Annotated in this window: 13 protein-coding genes; 8 read left to right on the plus strand and 5 right to left on the minus strand. The window is 69.5% G+C overall.

Going from position 1 to position 16,357, the window contains the following annotated elements; genetic code table 11:
* Positions 1-476: 476 nt before the first annotated feature.
* From IPH07_33720 to IPH07_33730, 3 genes are all read left to right on the plus strand, one after another.
* A complete protein-coding gene (locus tag IPH07_33720) occupies positions 477-1,589 on the plus strand; it encodes a Gfo/Idh/MocA family oxidoreductase (protein MBK6922397.1) in 1,113 nt (370 codons plus the stop codon).
* A 39-nt stretch (positions 1,590-1,628) separates the two neighbouring features.
* Entirely contained in the window at positions 1,629-2,063 is a 435-nt protein-coding gene (locus IPH07_33725; protein ID MBK6922398.1) for a plasmid stabilization protein, read from the plus strand.
* 150 nt (positions 2,064-2,213) lie between these two features.
* Complete coding sequence (locus tag IPH07_33730) at positions 2,214-3,389, plus strand: PAS domain-containing sensor histidine kinase (GenBank protein MBK6922399.1); 1,176 nt, start codon at positions 2,214-2,216, stop codon at positions 3,387-3,389.
* Between the two features lie 48 nt (positions 3,390-3,437).
* Here IPH07_33730 and IPH07_33735 read toward each other — a convergent pair whose 3' ends face one another.
* Both IPH07_33735 and IPH07_33740 read right to left on the minus strand, forming a co-directional pair.
* Entirely contained in the window at positions 3,438-4,172 is a 735-nt protein-coding gene (locus tag IPH07_33735) for a hypothetical protein (protein ID MBK6922400.1), read from the minus strand.
* Between the two features lie 58 nt (positions 4,173-4,230).
* Positions 4,231-4,380, minus strand: a complete 150-nt coding sequence (locus tag IPH07_33740) for a hypothetical protein (protein MBK6922401.1) — start codon at positions 4,378-4,380, stop codon at positions 4,231-4,233.
* Positions 4,381-5,264: 884 nt separating this feature from the next.
* Here IPH07_33740 and IPH07_33745 point away from each other — a divergent pair.
* A complete protein-coding gene (locus IPH07_33745) occupies positions 5,265-6,152 on the plus strand; it encodes a DUF2293 domain-containing protein (protein ID MBK6922402.1) in 888 nt (295 codons plus the stop codon).
* 15 nt (positions 6,153-6,167) lie between these two features.
* Here IPH07_33745 and IPH07_33750 read toward each other — a convergent pair whose 3' ends face one another.
* Together IPH07_33750 and IPH07_33755 are read right to left on the minus strand one after the other, a co-directional pair.
* Positions 6,168-7,415 carry a hypothetical protein gene (locus IPH07_33750; protein MBK6922403.1) on the minus strand — a complete coding sequence of 416 codons (1,248 nt, stop codon included), beginning with the start codon at positions 7,413-7,415 and terminating at the stop codon, positions 6,168-6,170.
* A gap of 274 nt (positions 7,416-7,689) precedes the next feature.
* Complete coding sequence (locus IPH07_33755) at positions 7,690-9,000, minus strand: hypothetical protein (GenBank protein MBK6922404.1); 1,311 nt, start codon at positions 8,998-9,000, stop codon at positions 7,690-7,692.
* 74 nt (positions 9,001-9,074) lie between these two features.
* Between IPH07_33755 and IPH07_33760 the strand changes: the two genes are divergently transcribed.
* From IPH07_33760 to IPH07_33770, 3 genes are all read left to right on the plus strand, one after another.
* Entirely contained in the window at positions 9,075-11,651 is a 2,577-nt protein-coding gene (locus tag IPH07_33760) for a serine/threonine protein kinase (GenBank protein ID MBK6922405.1), read from the plus strand.
* A complete protein-coding gene (locus IPH07_33765) occupies positions 11,648-12,259 on the plus strand; it encodes a sigma-70 family RNA polymerase sigma factor (GenBank protein MBK6922406.1) in 612 nt (203 codons plus the stop codon). The genes IPH07_33760 and IPH07_33765 overlap by 4 nt, the downstream gene beginning before the upstream one ends.
* Positions 12,260-12,469: 210 nt before the next feature.
* The gene (locus IPH07_33770) at positions 12,470-13,942 is read left to right on the plus strand and encodes an MFS transporter (protein MBK6922407.1); all 1,473 of its coding nucleotides are present in this window, start codon (positions 12,470-12,472) and stop codon (positions 13,940-13,942) included.
* 29 nt (positions 13,943-13,971) lie between these two features.
* On the opposite strand, the gene IPH07_33775 is transcribed toward IPH07_33770, so the two are convergent.
* Positions 13,972-14,982, minus strand: coding sequence for a DJ-1/PfpI family protein (locus IPH07_33775; protein MBK6922408.1), 1,011 nt, complete (start codon positions 14,980-14,982; stop codon positions 13,972-13,974).
* Between the two features lie 288 nt (positions 14,983-15,270).
* Between IPH07_33775 and IPH07_33780 the strand changes: the two genes are divergently transcribed.
* Complete coding sequence (locus tag IPH07_33780; protein MBK6922409.1) at positions 15,271-16,350, plus strand: methyltransferase domain-containing protein; 1,080 nt, start codon at positions 15,271-15,273, stop codon at positions 16,348-16,350.
* The last annotated feature ends 7 nt before the right edge of the window (positions 16,351-16,357 follow it).

The following is a 16,357-nucleotide window of genomic DNA, read 5'->3' on the forward strand; positions in this document are numbered from 1 at the left end:
CCGCGCACGATTGCCTCCTCTGGTCCTCCGGAGATCGCCGGAGATCGCCGCGTACAGCGACTTGCGTCGCGGGCGATTTCGCGCGATCGATTCGATCTGCACCGTGGCAAAGTCGTCAGCGAGAATCGTATGCGGCGGCGGACTTCGATCCGTCGACCACGATCGGCGCGGACGACCCGTCTGAGCGGATCCGCGGCAGGGTGGTGTGCAATGCGTGTGCCCCTTGGCCACGTCGGACGATGTGGCGTGCCGCTGGGCGTCGATCGGCTCCGATCCCTGCGCGCTCGCGCACGTCATGCTGCAGGCGTGATCTTCTTGTCGAGCCGCATCGAGTGCCATGGGCAAGTGTTCACGGCAAGCGACTGGGCAGAGATCAGCAGATGCCCCTATCCAATCGATCGGGGCTCGACGCTTTCGGGTCGCTGAATGACGACCTCGCTTGCGCGCCGGGCCGCGCGGCGCAGTCTGTCGACTCCATGTCCACGTCCGACAACGTCCGATTCGCCGTCGTTGGCCTCGGCCACATCGCTCAGGTCGCGGTGCTGCCGGGCTTCGCTCACGCCGAGGCGGCGCAGCCGGTCGCGCTCTTCAGCTCCGATGCCGCGAAGCGCCGCGCGATGTCGGCGCAGTACGGTGTCGATCACGCGTACGACTATGATGAGTACGATCGCGTGCTCGAACAGGGTCTCGTCGACGCTGTGTATATCGCCCTACCCAATCATCTCCACTGCACGTACGCAGTGCGTGCCGCGGAGCGTGGCGTGCACGTGCTGGTCGAGAAGCCGATGGCGGTCGATGCCACCGAGTGCTTGGCGATGATCGAGGCCGCCGAAGCAGGAGGCGTAAAGTTGATGGTCGCATATCGCCTCCACTTCGACCCTGCGAACCTCGAGGTCATCGAACTGGTCCGCAGGGGCCGGCTGGGCCGCCCGCGACTGTTCTCCTCTGTGTTCTCGCAGGTCGTCGTGCCCGGCAACGTCCGGCTGGTAGGGAGCGATCGCGGCGGCGGGCCGGTCTATGACATGGGCGTCTATTGCATCAACGCCGCACGCTACGTCTTTCGCGACGAGCCGACGCAAGTCGTTGCGCTCGCGGCGTCGGTTGATGATCCCCGCTTTCAGGGTGTTCCCGAGATGGTGAGCGCCACGCTTCACTTCCCCGGCGAGCGCCTCGCGACGTTCACATGCAGCTTCGGCGCGGCCGACAGCTCGCGCTACGAGATACTCGGCGATCGCGGGCGCCTCGTGATGGAGCCCGCGTTCGAGTACGCCGAGGGCCTCCGCTATGCGCTGCAAGTGCAGGACGCAGATCCGGAGGTACACAGGTTCGGCAAGCACGACCAGTTCGGGGCGGAGCTCCAGTACTTCAGCAAGTGCATCCTCGACGACCTCGCGATCGAACCGGATGGGCTCGAGGGCCTCGCAGACGTCAACGTCGTGCAGGCGATCCATCGCTCGGCACAGGAGCGACGTGCAATCGCCGTGCTCCCGGTGCAGCGAGAACGGCGGCCCGAACACGCTCAGGCCTACCAGCTGCCGCCAGTCCCCAAGCCCAAGACCGTGAACACCCGATCGCCCAGCGGAGATTGACCTGCCCGAGCGAACGACCTCGACGAGGAGAACGCCACCATGCCCCGCGGATCCAAAGACGCCTACACCGACAAGCAGAAGCGACAGGCGGAACACATCGAAGACAGCTACCTCGAAGAGGGTGTCTCGAAGAAAACCGCCGCGGCGCGCGCCTGGGCCACCGTCAACCGTCAAGACCACGGCGGCAAGAAGAGCGGGTCGGGCCGTGCCAAGCGGCGCACGACCAAGAAGACCGGACGCAAGACAGCAACGAAGAAGCGCCCGTCATCGAAGAAGCGTTCATCCACGAAGAAGCCCTCATCCGCGAAGAAGCCCTCATCCGCGAAGAAGCGTTCATCCGCGAAGAAGCCCTCATCCGCGAAGAAGCCCTCATCCGCGAAGAAGCGCCCGTCATCGAGGAAGCGTTCATCCGCGAAGAAGCGTTCATCCGCGAAGAGGCGCTCGTCCGCGAAGAGCCGCTCGGCTCACGGATAGGGCGCGACCCGCCGGACCTGTCCGGCGCTTCATCGGAGGGTGATCCCTGAGGCCTGACGGCTCGCTCGCGCGGGGGTGGATGGCGCGTCAGAATCTCCGCCGAAGCTGGCCGTGACTTCGCGCGCGGCGTACCCTTGGAACTCGCTGCTCATGGCCCTCACGACGACCAGCCACGACATGACACTGGCGAGACAGCTGGCCTGGCAGGCGGCGATCGTCGAATCGTGCCCTGACGCGATCATCGGCATCGATCTCGACGGGGTCGTCGTGAGCTGGAATGGCGCCGCGGCGCGATTGCTCGGGTACGCGTTCGCCGACATCGTCGGGCGACCGTGGCGAACGTTGCTGCGCACCCACTCGGGCGAGGAGCCCTGCGCGCGCATGGCCGACTTGCTCCAAGGTGCCCCTGGCAGCACCATCGAGTTGATCGATCGCACCGGCGCCCTCGTGGACGGCGTTGCGACGCTGTCGCCGATTCGCGATCGCTCGGACGCGACCATCGGCGCGTCGATCATCGTGCGCCCACCGGGCCGATGCGGGCCAACCGCCGACAACGACGAGTTCCTCTCGACGCTATCACATGAGCTGCGGGCGCCACTGCACGCGATACTCGGGTGGGCGCAGGTGCTGGAGCACTCGGCCACACCGTCCATGCGGCACGGACTCGCGATCATCGAGCGCAACGCGCGACTGCAGGCGCAGCTGCTCGAGGACCTACTCGACGTCGGGCGGGGGAGCTCGGGCAAGCTACGCCTCGAGATCGCACCGGTCGATCTCGGCACCATCCTCTCGGAGCGCGTCGACTCGATTCGGCCCGCCGCCGAGGCCAAGCGGCTCGAGCTCACGCTTCGAAGTCCTTCGTACCATTGTGAGGTGCTGGGCGACGCCACGCGACTGCAGCAGGTACTCTGGAACCTGCTGTCGAACGCGGTTCGGTACACTGCGCCGGGCGGCCGCGTCGAGGCTTCGCTGCAGGGTGGGCCAAATGGATTTCGAATCGAAGTGACAGATTCCGGTGTCGGCATCGATTCCGAGTTCCTACCGCACGTCTTCACCCGGTACGCGCAGGCGCATGCACCGACCGGTGAGCAGGGCGGTCTCGGGCTCGGCCTCGCCATCGCTCGACAGCTGGTCGAGCTACATGGAGGCACGGTCACTGCCGCGAGCGACGGCCCCGGCCGCGGCTCCACCTTCACGGTGACACTGCCGCGGGTGCCCGAAGCCCCGCGCCCGCGCATCGATCGACGCTCGAGCGCACCCGCGACCGTGGGCGCTCGAGCGTCGGGCGCCCACGGCCAGGCCCGCAGCCGCCTGCGCCCCGCGTGAGCGTTCGGCCGCTCCATCGCGGACGGACGCTGCGTGTTCATCCGCTGCTCAGCACAGGCCGATGCCGAGGTCGCAGACGCACACCATCGACACGCACTCGGCGGTGCAGCTGTCGGCCTCGCTGCAGCCGATGACGCAATCGCTGCCGCACGTCAGCGTACAATCGCTGCCGGTGTGACAGCTCTGATTGCAGCTCTCGGCGCAGTCGAACGTGCAGTCGCCACCATCGCAGCTCTGCTGGCAGTCCGCGCCGTTGCAGGTGAAGTCACAGGTCGCCCCGGCATCGCAGTCCTGCGGGCAGCCGCCGCCGTCGCAGCTGAACGTGCAGGTCGCCCCGGCCGCGCACTCCTGCTGGCAGCCACCACCCGAGCAGGCGAAGCTACAGACCTGACCGGAATCGCAGATCTGGCCGCACCCGCCGGCGGGGCAATCCTCGCCCGCACCGGTCTCGGCACCGGTGGGATCGGTGTCACCACTGTCGCTGGTGTCGGCGCCGGTGTCGGCGGTGGTGCCGGCGCTCGTGCCGGCGCTCGTGCCCGCGCTCGTGCCCGCCGTCGTCCCGGCGCTCGTGCCCGCCGTCGTCCCGGCGCTCGTGCCCGCCGTCGTCCCGGCGCTCGTGCCCGCCGTCGTGCCTGCGCTCGTCTGCGAGTCGCCGGTGTCACCGCCATCGTCGGCGTCGTCGCCGGTGGTCAACACGCAGCCGCCGGAGGGCACTGCAAGGCCGAGGGTGAGCAGGGCGGGGAACAGCAAGGAGTTCAGGGGAGCGCGCAGCTTGGATGACATTGCCGCGCGGTAGAGAACCGAGCGGGTCGAATCGATTGCGCCGCCGGTGTGGCGGCCGTCACGACCCGTCGCAGGCGAGCGCCTGGGTCGAGGGCTGCCACGGGTCGGGGGTCACCGTGAACACGCGCTGCGTGGCCTCGCGCGTGCGCAGCACCAGCTCGCGGAGCTCGTCGTCGTCGTAGCCCGCTGCGATCCAACGCGAGCGCATAGACCGTGCGCGCGTCATCGATCGCGACCGGCGCGACCCCGCCGTACCGCGAACCACCGAGGTCGTCCCACCGCGTGAGCTCGTCGCCGCTCTCGGCATCGATGATGCTCACCCACCGATCGATCGCGGACTCGTCGTACCTCGGCGAGACCGAGCCCTCGTCGACGCCACCGACTACGAGCCAGTGGCCATCGGGTGAGGCGACCGTCCCGATTCGGGCGAAGGGGAACCACCGCACCCACGTCGCCTCCGGCTCGTCCGCGGGTGTGCGGCACGCCAGCAGCCCGAAGAGGGCGACGACCGCGACACGCCGATCCTTCGCGCGCACGCAGCCATGGTCGCACGGCGCGTGGTCATTGACGAGCTGGCGGCGCTCGGGAAGCATCGAGCCATGACGACGGTGACGCAGCGAGCTCGGTGGTTGATGGTGTTCTCCCTGTCGCTCGCCTGCGAGCGCGCGGCCACGACGACGCCGGAGCCGGCAACGACGGCGACCGGCTCGGGCGCGGCCGCCAGCAGCAGTCTCGACGCCGAGCTCGTCGCCATCGCGCGCAAGCAGGGCGTCGCGCAGAAGGCCAAGCTGCGCGTCGACGGCAGCGGCAACCTGCAGAAGCAGTCGCTCTACCACAGCGATGCCGCCGCGGTGCCCGAGGCCGCACGCGCGCTGGTCGAGAAGCGGTGGCCGGGCGCCAAGGTGCGCGGCTACGAGTCCGAGCGCTACGCCGAGCATGGACGCGTCGACGAGATCGAGGTCACCACCGCCGAGGGTGCCGAGTGCGAGCTGGCCGTGAAGCAGGACGGCTCGACGCTCTACGAGGAGTGCCGCATCGCGCTCGACGCGATGCCGCCCGCGGTCGCGAGCAAGGTCGCGGCGCTGTTCCCCGATGGCAGCATCCACGAGGCCGAGACCAAGAAGGGCGAAGGCGTCGACGAGCTCACCATCGAGGTCACCGCCGGCGGCAAGGAGTACTACCTGCGCATGCGCCCCGACGGCGAGGTGCTCGCGAAGCTGCTGCGGATCCCCGCCGTGCTCGAGGTCCCGATCGACTGACGCGCGTCCCCACCGCGCGGCGCATTCGTCTACATTGCGGCCCGTGCCCGACCGCACCCGTGAGCTCCTCGTCGGACCCGCCCCTGATCGCCCGCGCACGAGCACCGGTGAGATCCTGCAGGTACCCGCGGGCTGGGAGCTGCTGCCGCCCGGCGATGCCGGCCTCACGCGGCGCGTGAAGGCGGCAGGTCCGACATGGACGATCCGCGAACCCAAGGGTCGCAAGATGTTCTCGCGCGGACTGTGGGCCCCGCGCGAGACCATCGCCCGCGAGCGCGCCAAGCTCGATGAGGAGCGCGCCGATCCACGTTGGGCGCAGCGCCTCGAGGCCGATCGCCGCCGTCGTGACGCCGCGCAATCGGAGTACGTCGAGACCTTCTTCGCGGCGGTCTATCGATTCCTCGCCTTTGCCGACCGCCACCGCGAGCTCGCCGCGTTGGTCGCCAAGGCGATCACCGATCACGCGGTGCCGGTCGGCAGCGGCACCGTCGCGCGCACGCAGCGGATCCCGATCGAGCGCCGCGCCGAGGCAGCGACCATCGCATGGCTGCGGCACCAGACCACCGCCTATGACAGCATGTCGATCCCGCGGGTCCGTGGCATGCGACGCGAGGTCCGGCGCCTGCTCGCCGAGCAATCGCGACGCGTGCTCGGTCGCTATCGCAGCAGCGAAGCGGTCGACGAGGCCACATGCGTGCTGCGACGCGCCTTGCGAGCGTGACACGCGGACGCAGAGCTACCCGACCGGTGGCGGAGGCGGCGGCGGCTTGTCGTGGCACACGCTGATCTCGAGGATCATGTACAGCAAGATGAGCTCCTGCGGATTCAACCCGGGGTGGGCGACGCTGGAGTTCTCGAAGGTGCTGTACATCATGCGGCCGCAGCCCCACTGACCGCTGATCGCCATGGGGCGGATCTTCGTCGGGTCGCTGCAGCTCGTGCACGGGCCCTCGACCCAGGTGTGGTGGCCGACGTCGACGTCCATGCCATCCTCGTCTTGCACGATGATCGGCGTGGTCGACTCGATGCCAGAGTAGTTGAGCTGCAGCTCGACGCTCGGCAGCGCGTTCAGTGTCGGGTTGCCGCCGCCGATGTCCTTCAAGCCAGGCGGCAGCGCCTGCAGCCACGCGAGCAGCTCGTCATCGACCACGCTGCCGTTCACGTCGTAGGCGGGCTGGATGTCCGGCATCCCCGGCGAGTGGAACTCCTGGTAGTCGGGGAACGGGGCCTCGATGTACTCGTTCGAGTGATCGGTGGCGTACCACTTGCCGCCGCCGGCCACGTAGTCGCGGATGTTCTGCGCGCGGAGGATCGGCACCGACGGCGCGCCCAGCCAGAACTTCGTCGCCGCGCAGGGCACGAAGATGATGTGGTACTGGCTCATGCCGATGAAGTCGTCCATGAACGCGCCCTGATCGGAATCCGAGATCAACGTGAACTGCTGCGTGCCGGGCACGAGCTCGCCGTTGGCGGACACCTCGCCGAGCCCGAACTTCGCGAGCACGTTGAACACGCGATCGGGATCGGTCTCGTACACCGCGATCTTGGGGATCCACATGCCCGCCGCGGGGTTCCATTCGCCGGGTAGGCTGCTCTGCTCGGCCGGCACCGGGTTGCCGCCCTCGACGACGTCGAAGTCGACGACGCGGAGGAACTCGCCCTTCTGCACCACCAGCTGCTGGCCGGGGCCCGCGGTCGCCGGCAGCGAGAAGCTGCCGTCGGGCTCGGTGAGCACGAACGGCGTGTCGCACGAGAGCTCGACGCACGACGAGCAGTAGACCTTGTCGGGCACCGGCTCGACCTCGTCGTCGGTGAGGTAGACCAGCGCGCCGCTGATCGGGATCTGCATGTTGGGCGCGTAGACCGTGCCCGTGAGCGTCGCGTTGGACCCGGGCAAGGGCGGGCAATCGTTGCCGCCCTCCTCGCCACCGCCGGTCACACCCCCCTCGCCGATGTCGAAGCGCTCGCCGGTGTCCACCCCGATCGGGCCCGTGCTCGGGCTGCTCCCCGCGGTGTTGGCCGTGACGCTGACCTCGACGGGATCCTCGCGCACCGTGGTCCCACACGCCCCAAGCGACAGGGACACGACCGACAGCAGTGGCACGGCGCGCATGGTGCCGGCCACGTTACCCCAGGGCGCCCCGCGGTTCCTGATCCGGCTAGGATTTCGTGTGGCGCTGGATGGGCTGAGGTGGTCAGGGACGCCGCGTCGGCGCGCAGGTTCGCGCGGCCGAGCGCGGCGGCCCACCCGCTGCGCGTCATAGACACGCGCAGAGGTTGATCGCGCCCGGCGACACACCGTAGGGACCCGCGTCGCAGTGGCTGATCGCGACCTTCGGGCCCCGCGAGTGCGCACAGACCGAGGCCGGACACACGCCGAACGGAACATACACGCCACACGTGTCGAGCGGGAGCAGCTCGATGACGTCCTTCACCACGCCGGCGCCACCGATGAGTCCGCCGAGGCCACCGTCAGGGCGGGGCGCCTTCTTCGCTTCGGCAGCGATGGTGGTCGCGAGCATCTGCATCGGTTCGGTCGTGCCGCGGCCCACGAACGCGTGGCTGCCGTCGTCGCCGCGAAACCACACGTCGCCGCAGACGGTCCGCATGTCGCCGCCGTCGAGTTCGTCGAGCAGCGATGCCGCGCCGAGGTTGAAGCGGTCGGCGGTCGTGAAGCTCGCGCCCGCGAAATCGATGGCAACGGTGAGGCCACCGGTGCTGTCGAGGGTTGCCGCTTCGTCGGCCGCGAGCCGTACACCGATGCGGAACTCGGGCAGCTCCTGCAGCGGGAACGCAACGGAGTACAGGTTCTCCGCGGGGTCGAAGTCGCCGGGCGTCACGACGATCTCCACCGCCGTCGTGCCCTCCAGCACGTCGACGATCGATGGCGTCCGCTCCTCGATCGGCGATGCCGTCATCGTGCCGAGCGCACCAGGACGCAGGACCCAGCTCGCCTCACCCGCATCGGCATACGGCAGTGCCGACTCGTAGTTGCCCGCCGTGTAGGCAGCGACCAGGTCGCTGCTGTCGACATCGCCATCCCCATCGAAGTCGCCCTCGGCCCAGCCGACCTCGCCATCGACGTCGGGCGACTCGTAGTGCCCAGACTCGAACATCGCGACGAGATCGTCCGACCCGAAGCGACCATCGCAGTTCGCATCGCCCGGCTGCGGTCGCAGCAGCGTGATCTCTGCATCGACGGAGCCAGACACCGTCACGGTGTGGTAGCCCGGCGCGACGCCGGCGTCGGGCAGGATGAGCGCGACGAAGCGCCCCGACCCGCTGGGCGCGAGCTCGAGCGGGAAGCCGTCGAGCGTCGCATCGAGCGCGAAGACGCCCGCCGTCTCCTCGACCGAGCCATCGAAGCCGACCGCCAGGATTGCGCCCTCCCCATGCGGGGTCCAGCAGTGCGGCGCGGCGAGGCGGCCGTCGAGCACGGCCGCCCAGGTCGCCGCAGGCGTCTGCGCCCGCGTGGGGTTCTCGAGCTCCAGGGCTGCGCGGGGACTCTCGTTGTCCGCGCAAGCAACGAGGACGAGCAAGGTCATGAGGTGATGTCGACACATGTTCATTTGCTTCCACCATCCGCGGCCGCCGGCCGCCATCGGGTTCGCAGATGGATTGCCGGTCGAGTCGAAACGGATGCATGATTTCGTGTGGTCGGGTGGGTGGCATGACGGGTGGTGATGGCGACGACGCGGCGTTCGGCCGTGCGCTGGGAGACGTGCGGCAACTCGAGCTCGCGGACGAAGCGACCGTGCGCGCCGAGCTGTTCGCGCGGATGGGCATCGCTCCGATCGCCCCGCGCCTCGGAGGTCGCTACACACTCGGTCGTCGCCTCGGAAGCGGCGGTTCTGGGGCGGTCTACGCCGCGCGTGACGACAAGCTCGGTCGCGACGTCGCCATCAAGCTCGTGCGCGTCGGCGGCCTCGATGGCTTCGATGACTCGGCCTCCGAGGGTCGACTACGCCGCGAGGCGAGAGCCATCGCGCGTCTCGCCCATCCGAACATCGTCGCGGTGTTCGATCTCGGTCGCTACGACTTCGGCGAGCTCGGCTACGAGCTCGCCGACGCTCCGGCGCGCGGCCTGTACCTCGTCATGGAGCTCGTCGACGGTGGTGACCTCGCCGGGTGGGCGGCCTCGGGGGCGAGCTTCGCCGCGCGCATCGAAGTCTTGATCGGCGTCGCCCGCGGTCTGCACGCAGCTCACGGCGCGGGCCTGGTCCACCGCGACGTCAAGCCGGCGAACGTCATCATCGCCCGCGACGGGACGCCGAAGCTCGCGGACTTCGGTCTCGCGCGCCCCCCGGCGGAGACGACCCGAGATGCCGGGTCAGCGGACGATGACGAGGCGCCGCGCGACGACGTGACGGCACACGGCACGGTCGTCGGAACGCTGCCGTACATGGCGCCCGAGCAGTTCGGCGGCAGCTCGAGCGCCGCAAGCGATCAGTACGCGTTCTGCGTCACGGCGGTGGAAATCCTGCTGGGTGAACGGCCGTTCGTCGGTGACGCGAGCGAACAACTCGCGGCGAAGCGCGCTGGCCGAGCCCCCGCGCTCGAGCGACTGCCGCCGCGACTGCGCGCTGCGCTGCAACGCGGCCTGTGCACGGATCCCGCGGATCGATTTGGGTCGATGCTCGAGCTGAGCGAAGCGCTCGCCCCGGCGCCACAACGGCGCTTCGCACTCGTCGGCGCCGCGGCGCTCCTCGGCATCGCACTCGCAGGGTGGATCGCCACCCCCGACGACGCCTGTGCACCGCTCGCGCGGGCCGCCAGTGCGGTCGAGCGCATGCCGTCGGCGGCCGCACTCGCCGCGACACTCGAAGACGAGGCATCGCGCCTTCGCGCCACACATGCGGCCTGCCTCACCCTCGACGACCCGGACACGCGCGCGTGCATGGGCCAGCGTGGTCGTCAGCACGAGCGCCTGCTCGCGAGTCTCGGCGACATCGATGCCCCTGCGATGCTCCGAGCGTTCCACGCGCTACCCCCCGCCGACGAGTGTGTCGCGCTGCGTGCGGTCGCGTCGGCACCGCCCGAAGCGCTCCGCGACGGTGTCGATGCCGTGCACGAGTTCGTCGTCACCGCACGAGCACTCGCCGACGCAGGCGAGCTCGAATCTGCAGCGGTCCAGGCGGGTCACGCCATCGCGACCGCACGGCGCCTCGACTGGCCGCCGGCGCTCGTCGAGGCCAGCATCGTGCACGCGCACGTCGAGTTCGGCCTCGGCCGGGTCGACGCCGCAGAGATCGAGCTCGTCGACGCCTACTGGTCGGCGGTCGAGCTCGGCAATCTGCCGGAGACCGAGCGCGCGGCTGAGCATCTCGCCCACCTGCACGGCCGTCCTGGAGGCGACCGCGGCGAGGCGGAGCGCTGGGAGAAGCGCGCGAATGCCTCGCTCGACGGCATGGGCCGACCACCGTTCGTCGAGGCTCGCCTCGCCGCGATCCGCGGTGCGAACCGCAACGCGTGGCACGACGAGCCGGCAGCCATCGTCGAGTTCCGCCACGCGCTCGCACTGCTCGAAGCGCAGGGTCTCGACTACCGTCGACAGATCGCGACCCTGTCGAGCAACCTCGGCGAGATGCTCACACGGACTGGCCAGCACGCCGAGGCGGAGCGCATGCTGCTGCGTGCGATCGAGCTCGGCGACCCGGAGGGCATCGCATCGGTTCCCGCCCTGATGCACCTCTCGACCCTGCGACGATCGCAACAACGCCTCGACGAGGCCGACGCGCTGATCCGCGACGCGATTGCGCGGCTCGACACGGCGGCACCTGCCGGCCATCCATGGCGCGGGCAGATCTTCAACAACCTCGGGGTCATCGCAACACTGCGGCCGGACTTTGCGTCCGCGGCCGACGCGTTCGCGACCGCGGTGCGATCGCACGAGCAGCTCGGCCTGCGCGACGCAGCGTGGGCGGGGTACCACAAGAACTGGGCCACCGCGGCGGCGCGCATGCACGAGTGGAGCACGGCGATCGAGCACTTCGAGATTGCGCTCGCGGTGCTCACGAGCGCCGACCCTCGCCGCGACCAAGCGCTCGTCGGCCTCGCCGAAGCCAACCTCGAACTCGGTGACGTCTCGGCCGCCGCGACCCGCCTGCGCGAGGTCGACCCGTCCCTGCTGGCCCGCGATGCGAGCATGGTGGCCGAAGTCGACGCGCTGCGCGCTCGCATCACCGCCGCCGAGGCCGAGCGGATAGGATCCCCCGAGTGACGGAGATCGGTGACGAAGCGCTGCTCGCGGCATGGCAGGCCGGCGACAAGGCTGCCGGCGACGTGCTCGTGCGACGCTACTTCTCGCTGCTGTTCCGATTCCTCAAGCCGCGTGTCGCCGAGCACACGGCCGACCTCGCGCAGCGCACGTTTCTCGCCATCTCGCAGTCACACGAGCGGATCCCTGCGGGCGTCAGCTTTCGCGCCTGGCTCCTGGGGGTCGCGCGCAACCAACTGCTCGCGTTCGGGCGCGCGAGCGCAAGGCGCTCTCTCGTGGTCGGCGGCGCGCCGATCTCGGGGGTCGCAGGCGACGCGACGCCCAGCGAAGTCGTCGCGCACCGCGAGGAGCAGCGCGTCTTGCTTCGCGGACTGCGAACCCTCCCGATCGAGATGCAGCTCGTGATCGAGCTCTTCTACTGGGAGAACATGTCGCGGGAGGAGATCGCGGCGGTGCTCGGCGTCGAGACCAATACCGTCAAGTCGCGACTGCAGCGCGCCAAGGATCGCCTGCGCGAGCTGCTCCCGCGGCTCGATCCCGTGACCGGCAGCGTGACGGCGGCCGATCTGGAGCGCTGGGCGCAGTCACTGCGTCCGCCGGATTCGGCCTGACGCGAGTCCGTCGACGCCGCGAACCACTGCGCCCCCGTTGCGAGTGTTCTCCTCCGGCCGCACCCGACGGTCGGGACACCGGTCGAACGATCGTCCGCTGCGCGCTACCGATCGATCACGCGACCTCGGGTTGCATGCCCCGCGTCGTCCGGCACCCTGTCCGCGTTGTCGAACGAGACCACCGCGGTGCGCAGCCTCGTTCCCGCGCGGATGGACCGCCTGCCGTGGAGCGGGTTCCACTGGCGGGTCGTCATCGCGCTCGGCATCACATGGGTGCTCGACGGCGTCGAGATCGGTCTCGCGAGCGCGATCGGTGACACGCTGCGCGACGAGCAGACGCTTGGCCTCGACGCCCAGACCATCGGCTTCAGCGCGGGGTTGTACCTCGCGGGTGAGGTCACCGGCGCACTGTACTTTGGTCGCAAGGCCGACGAGCTCGGCCGCCGGCGATTGTTCATCGTCACGCTCGCGCTCTACCTGCTCGCGAACGCACTGACGGCGCTGTCGTGGACGACGTGGTTCTTCGTCGCGACGCGCTTCTTCGCGGGCATGGGAATCGGCGGCGAGTATGCGGCGATCCACAGTGCGATCGACGAGCTCACGCCCGCGAAGTACCGAGGCCGGGTCGACATCGCGATCGCCGGCACGTACTGGGGCGGCGCACTCCTGGCCGCGACGGCGCAGCTGCTGCTGCTCGATCCCGAGCTCATTCCGATCGACCTCGGCTGGCGCCTCGCGTTGCTGCTCGGTCCCGTGATCGGCCTCGCGATCTGGCCGCTGCGCAGGTTCATCCCCGAGAGCCCGCGCTGGCAGCTCACACACGGCTACGAACAGGAGGCCGAGGCCACCGTCGCGCGCATCGAGGCCGGCCTGCGCGACGCGGGCGTGCAGCTCGACGACGTCGATCCCGCGCACGCCATCGTGCTGCAGCGCCACGACCTCGGCCTCGTCGAGGTGGGCAGGATACTCGTGACGAAGTACCTGCGACGGTTGTGGCTCGCCGCGACGCTGATGATCACGCAGTCGTTCCTCTACAACGCGATCTTCTTCACCTACGTGCTGATCCTGCGCGACTTCTACGACGTGCCGAGCGCATCCGTCGGCTGGTACATCTTCGCGTTCGCCGGCGGGAATCTGCTGGGCCCGTTCGTGCTCGGGCCAGCGTTCGACACCATCGGGCGACGCAAGATGATCGCGGCGACCTACTGCACGTCCGCGCTCTTGCTCGCGATCACGGCGTGGCTGTTCGGCCGAGGCATGCTCACGGCGCAATCCCAGACGGTGCTGTGGTGCGTGATCTTCTTCATCGCATCGGCCGCGGCATCGTCGGCCTATCTCACCGTGAGCGAGATCTTCCCCGTCGAGATCCGCGCGCAGTCGATCGCACTCGTGTTCGCCGTCGCGCAGGGGGTCGGCGCCACGGCACCGGCGATCTTCGGGGCAATCATCGAGGCGGCAAAGGACCCCGCGACCGGTGCGGTCGTCTCACGTCTGCCGCTGGCGCTGGCGTACCTCGGCAGCGCGGCGATCATGGCCGGTGGTGGCGTGGTGGCGTGGCTGTTCGGCGTCGATGCCGAGCAGCGATCGCTCGAAGACATCGCGCCGCCGATCACCTCGGTCGCGGTGTCGCATGCGACAGCCGCCGATGCGCCGGCCGGTCCGCCTCCGCCCGGCACCGTCTGATCGCCCGCATCCGGGGTGGCGCGATGCCCTCAGCGTGGGCGATCGTGTCGATGCACCCGGTGCGGCCGATGCCGCCCCGGCGGCTGCGCGCTCGCTTCGGCGACCGCGTCCTCGGCGAGGAAGCGTTCGGCCACGTCGACGTGCTCGTCGAAGTACTGCTTCTCCTGCGGAGAGCAGAACGCGAAGGTCTTGCCTGCCAGCGTCGAGGTCAACGTGGGATCGGCGTCCATCCAGCACAGCGGGCACTTCGGTGCGGCCGAGCCGGCATCGGGCATGCGAGCGTACTCGCCGTTCGACGCAGCGTCGTGCCACCCCGGCCCTTGGTACTCCATGCCATCGGCGATCGAACGAGCGCTGGACTCTCCGAGATATCTTGCGACCACGCGGAGTGCGAGGTCGATCCCCGACGAGATTCCGCCGGACGATGCGAGGTTGCCCGACTCGGTGAAGCGCGCCCCCCGAAGCACGGAGACCGCTGGAAAGTCGCCTGCCAGGCGAAAGTAGCCCCCGTGATGCGCCGTCGTCGCCTTGCCGTCGAGCAGTCCCGCGCGGGCGAGCACGAAGGCACCGTTGCACACCGACATCGTGACGTCGGTCTCGGGTGAGACGGTGCGGAGCCACTCCAGCATGTCGGGCGTCTCGCCGGTCAACGCGGGGATCACGACGACCTTGGGTGGCGGCGCGTCGGCGAAGGTGTAGTCGGGGATCACCTGCATGCCGCCGAACACACGCACCGGATCGCGCGTCTGCGCGACGAAGTACGGCTCGAAGAGCGGATGTCCATCCTCCGTCCACGCCGCCGCGAAGACCTCGAGTGGCCCCGTGAAGTCGAGCACTTCGGCGTCGGGCCCGAGCACGATCGCCAGCGGCAACTCGCCGCCGGGCGGGACCGGCAGCGGCGAGGGGACCTGCGTGGCCGCTCGCGCGACCGGCTCGGCCGCCGCGTCGAGCGGTGCGTGGCGATCCGATGGGCCGCGCGCGCACGCGACGACAGCAAGTGTGAGCGCGAGCCTCATTCGCCCACGCCAGACGTCGATCACGGCGCCACCGTGAGTGTCACGTCTCGCAGCTGTGGGTCGGCTGCAATGTCGACCTCGCGGAAGGGGAAGTCGAACCACTCGCCCAGCGTCGAACAGAGCTTCGGTACGCACACGAGTCGTCTCACGCGATCGACATAACAGGGTCCGAACTCGACGAGGTGTGGTGAAACTTCGCAGCGTCACTTCGCGGCGGCCCGCAAGCAGCCCCCGCGCGAAAGCACCGCAGGTGCAGCCGCTCGACGCCCCAACGACGCCGCGGGTAGTGTCTGCGCGATGCTCGATGCGTCGTTGCGGATCGTTTGGATCGCGCTGCTCGCTGGTGGGTGTGCAGGCGCCATCCCGCCGCGCGAGCGCACAGCCCCGCCACCGCGCGACGAAGCCGACACGGCGGCAACCATCGCACGCACGCACGCGCTGTTCGACGCCATCGATCGCGGAGACACGGGCGCGGTCGATCGGCAGCTGGCTCCCGGCTTCTTCGTGCTCGACCGCGGCCGCCGCTTCGATCGACCGCTGTTCCTGACGGGGGTCGACCGGCACGACCGAGCCCCCACGAGCCCGCGAAGCTGCAGCCAGGAGGAGGTCCACACCCATGGCTCGACGGCAGCCTACGTCGCCGAGTGCAGCGAACCCGGTGCGCACTCCGATGGCCTTCGAGCGAGCCATCGCTACACCCTGCACTGGTCGCGCGACAGCGGCACGTGGCAACTGCTGAGCCTCCAGCTCGAGCGCGGCGGGGTCGAGGACGCGCGCGAGCTTTGGAATGACATCTTCTCGCAGCGAGCTGGCTTCTCCACCGAGCCCAACGCGCTGCTCACGAGCACCATCGCTGGGCGCACTCCCGGTCGAGCGCTCGATGTGATGATGGGACAGGGCCGCAACGCGCTCCAGCTGGCGGCCGCGGGCTGGGACGTGACCGGGATCGACATCTCCGACGAAGCGCTCCGGCAAGCCACCGAGGCCGCGCAGGCGCGCGGCCTCGCACTGCAAACCGAGCTCGTCGACACCTCCAGCTTCGACTTCGGCCACGCTCGATGGGACCTCGTCGCGCTGATCTACGCCGGCGTCGAGCCCGAGCTGTTGTCTCGCGTCGAGCAGGCAGTCGCACCCGGCGGCATCGTGGTGATCGAGTACTTCGCGAGCGAGTCCGTGGTCGGCGACAACCTCGGTGGCGCGACGCCAGGCCAGCTTGCGCGGGCGTTCCGCGGCTGGAGCATCATCCGCGACGAGCGCGCGGAGGACGTTGCGGACTGGGGTCTGGGTCGGACGCTCCTCGCGCGCTTCGTCGCCCAGAAGCCGTCGCCACCGCCACCGAGTTCCGGCCTTGGCGCCCCCACCGACCGCACGCACGGGGTGCGGCAAGATTGATCGCGTC

It is taken from the genome of Deltaproteobacteria bacterium, assembly GCA_016709225.1.
Classification (GTDB): Bacteria; Myxococcota_A; Polyangia; order Nannocystales; family Nannocystaceae; genus Xiheibacterium; species Xiheibacterium phototrophicum.

Excerpts from the sequence above, each read along its gene's own strand:
- IPH07_33770 (MBK6922407.1), top strand. The coding sequence starts at position 12,470 with ATGGACCGCCTGCCGTGGAGCGGGTTCCACTGGCGGGTCGTCATCGCG.
- IPH07_33720 (MBK6922397.1), top strand. The coding sequence starts at position 477 with ATGTCCACGTCCGACAACGTCCGATTCGCCGTCGTTGGCCTCGGCCAC.
- IPH07_33730 (MBK6922399.1), top strand. The coding sequence starts at position 2,214 with ATGGCCCTCACGACGACCAGCCACGACATGACACTGGCGAGACAGCTG.
- IPH07_33745 (MBK6922402.1), top strand. The coding sequence starts at position 5,265 with ATGGCAGCATCCACGAGGCCGAGACCAAGAAGGGCGAAGGCGTCGACG.
- IPH07_33735 (MBK6922400.1), bottom strand. The coding sequence starts at position 4,172 with ATGTCATCCAAGCTGCGCGCTCCCCTGAACTCCTTGCTGTTCCCCGCC.
- IPH07_33740 (MBK6922401.1), bottom strand. The coding sequence starts at position 4,380 with ATGCGCTCGCGTTGGATCGCAGCGGGCTACGACGACGACGAGCTCCGC.
- IPH07_33760 (MBK6922405.1), top strand. The coding sequence starts at position 9,075 with ATGATTTCGTGTGGTCGGGTGGGTGGCATGACGGGTGGTGATGGCGAC.
- IPH07_33725 (MBK6922398.1), top strand. The coding sequence starts at position 1,629 with ATGCCCCGCGGATCCAAAGACGCCTACACCGACAAGCAGAAGCGACAG.
- IPH07_33755 (MBK6922404.1), bottom strand. The coding sequence starts at position 9,000 with ATGAACATGTGTCGACATCACCTCATGACCTTGCTCGTCCTCGTTGCT.